This window comes from Paenibacillus sp. FSL W8-0919, from assembly GCF_038003785.1.
Taxonomy (GTDB): Bacteria; Bacillota; Bacilli; order Paenibacillales; family Paenibacillaceae; genus Paenibacillus_AQ; species Paenibacillus_AQ lactis.
The window spans coordinates 1-1,640 of the sequence record NZ_JBBOPV010000005.1 but is presented as its reverse complement, the minus strand read 5'-3'; the positions used below and the strand labels follow the sequence as shown (position 1 = coordinate 1,640).

The 1,640-nt window shown below is 47.0% G+C and carries 1 protein-coding gene; it reads right to left on the bottom strand.

Annotated features, from left to right (window positions below; all coding sequences use genetic code 11):
- Window positions 1–211 precede the first annotated feature (211 nt).
- Window positions 212–1,420, bottom strand: a complete 1,209-nt coding sequence (locus tag NST44_RS31015; protein WP_213617303.1) for an IS4 family transposase — start codon at window positions 1,418–1,420, stop codon at window positions 212–214.
- Window positions 1,421–1,640 lie beyond the last annotated feature (220 nt).

Here is a 1,640-nt window from a genome sequence, read left to right as displayed (position 1 = left end):
CAGCGATGGAAAGCGCGCCCGCGTGGCTAACAAGTCCCGAAAAGGCATGAGCGTTGCATAAATCTTTACATCAGCAATCACTTGGATGAAATCTGAATAAGAACAATTAATTTACAGTTGTTTTTTCGAGAATTACACCAAAAGATCCAACACTTTCTTAAATGTAGCTACGTTTTCCTATAAAATGTATTTTGTGCAAGATTTTTGTTTCCTAAGTCACTTTGCTTGTTTTAAAAATGCCAATGCTCGTTCGTAATTCAGGTACCTTCCTTGGTGCACCGCGTGGCTTTCCAGAAGTTGTTCGCGTAGGTGCTCGAAACAGAGCATTCAAGAACTGGGACCACGGATGATACATGTGAATTCGAAACAATTCAAGGACACGCCAAACGCTTTTCTTGGTTTCTAGACGTAGCTGCATATACTGTGCCAGCACGTAAGCGATCAGCGCAAGGTAAATCTGGTTCCATATCGCTTGCGGCTTATAGCTGTGCAGTTTTTTTAGGCGCAGATGCTGCTTTATCCATTTAAAGAAAAGTTCAATAAGCCATCGGCATTTGTAGATATGAGCTACTTCTTCGGCCGTTATGTCCTGTCGAGAGGTAAGTAGGCGATAAAAGCGCCCCTGCTCATCATAAAACTCTACGAGCCGGACTCGTTCCTTCATCTTGCGCCAACCGCTACCTACGTTCACAAGAGCATCTCGTGTGATCGGACTTCCTGGAGGGATTTCTCGTTCCTCCACAACATGGATTGAGGTGCGATCTCTCATTCGCATGACAAATTGAATGCCGCGCTCCATCCAGTTATCCATGTTTTTGTAGCTATCATAACCACGGTCCATGACATAAGTTGCCGCCTGCTCGGTGACCAGTTCGACCGCCCCGGCTCGGTCGCCTACGTTTAAAGTCGATGGGATGACAGCGTCCGGATATACCACTTCGGGTGAAGCGGCTACGAGCCGCACATGCAGCTTTACCCCGCTGGAGGTATGCGAAACTCTGGCCCAATCCCCAAGTACCAAGGGGAGTGTGATTTTCGACGAATCAATGAGTGCCAGAGGTCCAATGGTTGAAGAAATGCCCTGCTGGTGAGCCGTCAGCTTCTGGACACGGGCAACGCTATGGAGAAAAAGCATGTGCAAGATTTCCGTCGGGATTTCGCTGAGTTTCCGTGACAATTGGGCTGCGCTGATGCTGGGCAGATCGAGGATGGACCGAATGTCAGAATGTGCATAAATTTGTTCTTCCATCTCGATATAGCTTTGCCAATGGTTGAGCTGAGCCAGAATGAAAATGAGAATGCTTTTGTTGATGGTGAGCTTCTTGGCGTAGCGATCGGCATGAAGGAGTCGATCGTGTACATCCAAAGGCAGTAAAGAAAGCAGTTGACGAACGACAGTGTTTTGGGTTACGTTATCCATGGTTTGGACTCCTTTTTAGAGGTCGTGGACAACGTGCTACGTCTTCTAAATTAGGAGCCTTTTTTTGTTTTGTCCATGAAAAAGATACAGGTAGTTACAGAAATAGTAACTTCAGCAAAAGTTGTGATAGGTTTTATGCAACGCTCATGCCGAAAAGGGACTTGTAGCGATGGAAAGCGCCCCCCGCGGGGCCAACAAGTCCCGAAAAGGGACTTGCAGC

What these genes read in the sequence shown, in the direction of transcription:
- NST44_RS31015 (WP_213617303.1), bottom strand. Translation starts at nt 1,420, where the DNA reads ATGGATAACGTAACCCAAAACACTGTCGTTCGTCAACTGCTTTCTTTA.